Annotated in this window: 5 protein-coding genes and 1 tRNA gene; all 6 read right to left on the bottom strand. The window is 58.8% G+C overall.

Features of this window, described 5'->3' with window-relative positions; all coding sequences use genetic code 11:
- Window positions 1-73: 73 nt before the first annotated feature.
- Window positions 74-150: transfer RNA gene (locus tag Q0C48_RS13340), tRNA-Met, on the bottom strand.
- Between the two features lie 158 nt (window positions 151-308).
- A complete protein-coding gene (locus Q0C48_RS13335) occupies window positions 309-1352 on the bottom strand; it encodes a L,D-transpeptidase family protein (RefSeq protein WP_291525145.1) in 1044 nt (347 codons plus the stop codon).
- Window positions 1349-1507 (bottom strand): hypothetical protein, encoded by a 159-nt coding sequence (locus Q0C48_RS13330; protein WP_291525147.1) that lies wholly within the window; start codon window positions 1505-1507, stop codon window positions 1349-1351. Before Q0C48_RS13330 ends, Q0C48_RS13335 begins: the two co-directional genes overlap by 4 nt.
- A 79-nt stretch (window positions 1508-1586) precedes the next feature.
- On the bottom strand, window positions 1587-2852 hold the full coding sequence (gene serS / locus Q0C48_RS13325; RefSeq protein ID WP_291525143.1) for a serine--tRNA ligase: 1266 nt from the start codon (window positions 2850-2852) through the stop codon (window positions 1587-1589).
- Window positions 2845-4176, bottom strand: a complete 1332-nt coding sequence (locus Q0C48_RS13320) for a replication-associated recombination protein A (protein ID WP_291525141.1) — start codon at window positions 4174-4176, stop codon at window positions 2845-2847. Before Q0C48_RS13320 ends, serS begins: the two co-directional genes overlap by 8 nt.
- A gap of 27 nt (window positions 4177-4203) precedes the next feature.
- On the bottom strand, window positions 4204-5155 hold a 952-nt coding region (locus tag Q0C48_RS13315; protein WP_291525139.1), incomplete at its 5' end, for an outer membrane protein transport protein.

Below are 5155 nucleotides of genomic sequence, written 5' to 3'. Positions count from 1 at the left end.
ATATCACCCCTGGGTCTAAACCCCACACATCTCCACTCGGCTGGGAAAGAACAATACCACGTACTGCGAATCTTGGTAGCGGGGGTAGGATTTGAACCTACGACCTTCGGGTTATGAGCCCGACGAGCTGCCAAGCTGCTCCACCCCGCAACAGGGTTTGTAACTATATCAGGCGATCTACTTTACTGTCAACACCCAATGTATTTGCTGCTCTCTTTGGGTCCTCTGCCCCGCCGAGAGGACGAACTATACACGGGGGTATGGGGGCACGCAAGCGCTTTTTTTGCCCCCGGAGATGAAGCGTCTGTTCAGGCCGCCGGGGTGGCAATGGGGGTCGGCGCAGGTGGCGGCGTCGCGGTGTTGGCATTGTCACCATAGGGCGCAAAGTCATAGGGCTGGGCAGACAACTGAGCGACCACCGCGGACAGAGTAGGGGCGTTGATATTGATGGCCGTGGGTATGGTATTGGGCTTTTCTACCAAATCGATGACCTGCTGCCAGTTAATCGTCCAGCTTTGCTGAACCTGTTTTTCAAAAAGACTGATAGCATCGACTGCGCGTTGTTGAGGGTTGCTGTCTTTGTTATAGGCTTCTATGGGTGCGAAACTTTGCAGATAGAGCCGGCCGTTGCCACTCGTCCCGACAATATATGGCTGATCTATGGTCCTCACCGGCGTGCCCACCTTTACCATTTTAAAGAGCTGGACTTCGTTTTCAGGATAGACGTGGAAGCAGCCATGGCTGACCCGCATGCCAACACCCCAGGGCTTATTGGTGCCATGAATGAAAATCTGCGACCAGCCCGTTTCCAGCGCCAGTTCACCCATGGGGTTGTCAGGGCCGGCGGGGAAAAACGCGGGTATGGGTTCTCCGGCCTTGGCGTGTTCCTCCTGTATGTTTTTGGGCACTGTCCAGGTAGGGTTCCTGACTTTGGCAATGATGCGTGTGCTACCCAGCGGAGTCGGCCATTTTGGCCGGAAAATGCCTACCGGATAGGTGTAAACCACGTTCTGACCCGCAGGGAAATAAAACAGACGGCGCTCCGGGATATCGATGATGATCCCCGTCCAGGGTTTGGGGGGGAGAATATATTGGGTGGGAACCAGCACATGGGTTCCGGCGCCGGGAAGCCAGGGATCGACACCGGGGTTCGCGGCGCGGATTTCGTTATAGCCAACATCGTAATGGCGGGCGATATCGAGCAGGGTATCCTGATGCCGGGCGATGACCACCTGAAGTTGGCCGACCATGTTGCTGCCGGCAGCGGGCAGGGGAAACTCCGCGGCAAATGCAGTGCTGGAAAGCAGCATCGAACAGCCGGCAAGGAGACTGGGGATAATGGGATATTTCATGGTGCAGTATTTTCCTGGACTTGTTGAATATGGGTAAGATCGATCTCGACATCACCGTCGGACCGGCGCAGACGCAGCCATTCCCTGCCCTGCGCAGTCCAGACGTCGAGAATAATGCCAGCTTGCCATGTGCCATCCGCCATGTGCAAACGCATTGGACGACGCTGCATCGCGGCCAGCTCTAAGGCGCTGTGCAGTGCACAACTCACTGGTTCGTAAGCAGAATGCACGGGCTCAGGCCTTAACGACGTCCATCCCGCCGAGGTAGGGACGCAAGGCGGCGGGAATCCGGATACTGCCATCGGTCTGTTGATGATTTTCCAGGAGCGCAACCAGGGTACGGCCGATGGCGAGGCCAGAGCCATTGAGGGTATGGGCGAGCTGGGGCTTACCATCTTCTGCGCGATAGCGTAACTGCAGGCGACGTGCCTGAAAGCTTTCGAAATTGCTGCAGGAGCTGATTTCCCGGTACTGATTCTGGCCCGGCAGCCAGACTTCCAGGTCATAGGTCTTGGCGGCGCTGAAGCCCAAATCTCCCGCGCAGAGGGCCATCACCCGGTAGGGCAGCTCCAGAAGTTGCAATACCTTTTCGGCATGGGCCGTGAGTGTTTCGTGGGCCTGGGCGGAATCTTCGGGACGGACGATCTGCACCAGCTCCACCTTGTCGAACTGATGCTGGCGGATCATGCCACGGGTGTCGCGCCCATAAGCTCCCGCTTCGCGCCGAAAACAGGGGGTATAGGCACAGAAGCGTTGCGGCAGGGTACCGACAATCTCACCGCGCAGAAGATTGGTAAGCGGCACTTCGGCAGTGGGAATCAGGTAATAGGGGTCGTCCCTTAAAGCGAAAAGGTCTTCTTCGAATTTGGGAAGCTGCCCAGTGCCGAAGAGAGAGTCAGCGTTGGCGAGAAAGGGCGGCGCAATTTCGCAGTAGCCGTGTTCCGTCGTATGCAAATCCAGCATGAATTGCGTCAGGGCGCGCTCAAGACGGGCACCGAGGCCACGCAACACCACAAAGCGGGCGCCAGCGAGGCGGGCGCCCGCCGCGAAATCAATAATACCCAAGTCCTCGCCCAGATCGACATGGTCGTGAGGGGGGAAATCGAAGGCGCGGCGCGTGCCCCAGTGACGCAACACCACATTGTCACTTTCATCGCGGCCATCGGGCACTGAATCCTGCGGGATATTGGGCAGGCTGCTGGTCAGGTTCTCCCATTCGGCAAGGATGCTTTCCAGAGATTGTTCCAGGATCCTGATCTCCTCGCCGTGCTGCGCCGCCGCGGTCTGCATCGCGCTGGTATCGAGCCCCTGACGGCGCGCCTGACCGATCTGTCTGGAGGCTTCATTGCGGGCGTTGCGCACTTCTTCAAGCTGAATCTGCAGGGTTTTGCGCTGCTGGTCGAGGGTGCTCAGGGCCGTCACATCCAGAGTGAAGTGACGGCGGGCGAGGCCTGCGGCTACTTTTTCTGGTGCGCTGCGCAGCAAGCTGGGATCAAGCATGGGGTTTCTTCTCTCGGACAGGTTGACGATGAGCATTTATCCAGCGTAAACGCTCCTGAATACGCGTTTCCAGGCCGCGGTCGCTGGGGTCATAAAAATGGGTCTGACGCAGGCCGGGGGGCAAATAATGCTGCTCCGGGGCGATGGCGTCGGGATAGTCGTGATCGTATTGATATCCCCTGCCATAATCCAGTGTTTTGAGCAGTTTCGTGGGCGCATTGCGCAGATGGAGGGGCACTTCTGCACTACCACCCGCCTTGACCGCGGCGCGCACAGCATTCCAGGCATCGTAGATGCGGTTACTTTTGGGGCAGCTTGCGAGATAGACCGTGGCTTGCGCGAGGGCCAGCTCCCCCTCGGGCGAGCCGAGAAAGGCGTAGGCGTCCTTGGCGGCGAGGGCCATATCTATAGCCCGCGGGTCAGCGAGGCCGATATCTTCAGAAGCCATGCGCACCAGGCGGCGGGCGAGGTACAAGGGATCGGCGCCCCCATCGAGCATTCGCGCCAGCCAGTAGAGTGCCGCATCGGGGTCGGAACCGCGCAGAGACTTGTGAAATGCGGAGATTTCGTCGTAAAAGGCTTCACCGCCCTTGTCGAAGCGTCGCCAGGATTGACCGCTGGCCGCGGCGACGATTTCGGCAGTGATCTGTGTGTTACCCGCCTGCACCGGGGCCAATTGTACCGCGAGGTCCAGCAGATTGAGGAGACGACGGGCATCGCCGTCGGCAGCAGTCAGCAAACCCTTGCGTACTTCCGGGGACATCTCTATCGCCAGATTACCCAGACCGAGCACACTATCAGCAAGGGCGTGATCGAGCACCGTGCCGAGTTCCTCACCAGTCAGCGCTTTGAGAACATAGACGCGCGCCCGGGACAGCAGGGCGTTGACCAGGGCGAAGCTGGGGTTTTCCGTCGTTGCGCCGATGAGGGTCACGACGCCTTCTTCCACATGGGGCAGCAGGGCGTCCTGCTGGCTTTTGTTGAAGCGATGGATTTCATCAATGAAGAGGACCGTGCCCTGGCCTAGAGACTGGGCGGCCTCGGCGCTGGTGACGGCGGCGCGGATTTCTCGTACTCCGCTGTTGACGGCAGACAGAATCTGGAAGTGCTGGCCAGCAGCATGGGCGAGGAGTTGCGCCAAGGTGGTTTTGCCACTGCCCGGCGGACCCCAGAGAATCATGGAGTGCAGATGCCCGGCCTGTACCATGGCCCGCAACGGACCTTCCTTGCCGAGCAGATGGTTCTGCCCGACGTAGGCGCCCAGCGTCTGGGGACGCATACGGGCCGCCAGCGGGCGAGGGGCGCTACCGGGCAATGCTGCCATGGGTGTTCTGCTCGGGCAGCCTATCCCCTAAAAATCCCGGGAAATGGCGGCGCCAAAGTTGAGGGTGCTGGCTTTGTAGTTACCACCATAGATAGGATTGTCGGAGGTCGTGGATCCGGAAAGGGCATAAGAAGCACCCAAATCATAGTGCCAAGCACCAACGCCAATACCCAATCCAAAGGAGGCCAGGTTACTGCTCGTGCCAGGTACTGCCGCATTTATGCTGGCGCCATTAGTGGGACTGCCTTCGTGGGCCAAACCGCCGCGGAACTCCAGATTCTGGTTCAGGTGATAGCTGAGCCCGATACGATAGGCCATGGCGGATTTCCAGCCGAGGCTGCCATAGCCGGGTAACTGGGCGTTACTCAAGTCATTCCAGTCCACATCCAATTCAGTGGCAAAGCGCGGGGTGAAGCGATAGCGGACACCTGCCTGCACGCGACTGGGGAGGTCAATACTGCCGCCGCCTGAAGAAATGTTGGCCGCCGAGCGGTAACTGAGTCCCGCATTGAAGCGCTCCGTGGTGTAGAAAAGCCCGACGTTACCGCCGACACCCCCACCATTGCCGGAGTTAGGGCCAAAGGTTGCACTGAGCGTCTGGTAATAATCCAGACCCACCCCAACGCTCAGATTGGGCAGCAGCAAATAGGCAACACCCGGATTCACATCAATGATCCGCAGGTCATTTTTCAGCGGCAGGGATTGTGTGGGAAAAGTCCCGGCAGGCCAGGTGTTGTTGATACTGAAGGGCGAAGTGATACCGAGACCAACCGCCAGCGGGAGGTCATTAAAACGATGGGTCACAAAGAGATTGGGCAGAATCTGCAGATTGCTGCTGGCGTCGTAAGTAACATTGCTGTTATCCACTGTGTAAGTAGGGCGCATCGCGAGAATATCCAGGCCCACCCGAGTACCCGGGAAGAAAACCATGTCCGCAGGATTGTCGGCAAAGCTGCTGACGGGTCCGCCATCGGCTAAC

It is taken from the genome of Acidithiobacillus sp., assembly GCF_023255755.1.
Lineage (GTDB): Bacteria > Pseudomonadota > Gammaproteobacteria > Acidithiobacillales > Acidithiobacillaceae > Acidithiobacillus.
This window is presented reverse-complemented; position numbering and strand designations above follow the sequence as displayed.

Coding starts and splice junctions, on each gene's coding strand:
- Q0C48_RS13335 (WP_291525145.1), bottom strand. CDS start 1,352: ATGAAATATCCCATTATCCCCAGTCTCCTTGCCGGCTGTTCGATGCTG.
- Q0C48_RS13330 (WP_291525147.1), bottom strand. CDS start 1,507: ATGCGTTTGCACATGGCGGATGGCACATGGCAAGCTGGCATTATTCTC.
- serS (WP_291525143.1), bottom strand. CDS start 2,852: ATGCTTGATCCCAGCTTGCTGCGCAGCGCACCAGAAAAAGTAGCCGCA.
- Q0C48_RS13320 (WP_291525141.1), bottom strand. CDS start 4,176: ATGGCAGCATTGCCCGGTAGCGCCCCTCGCCCGCTGGCGGCCCGTATG.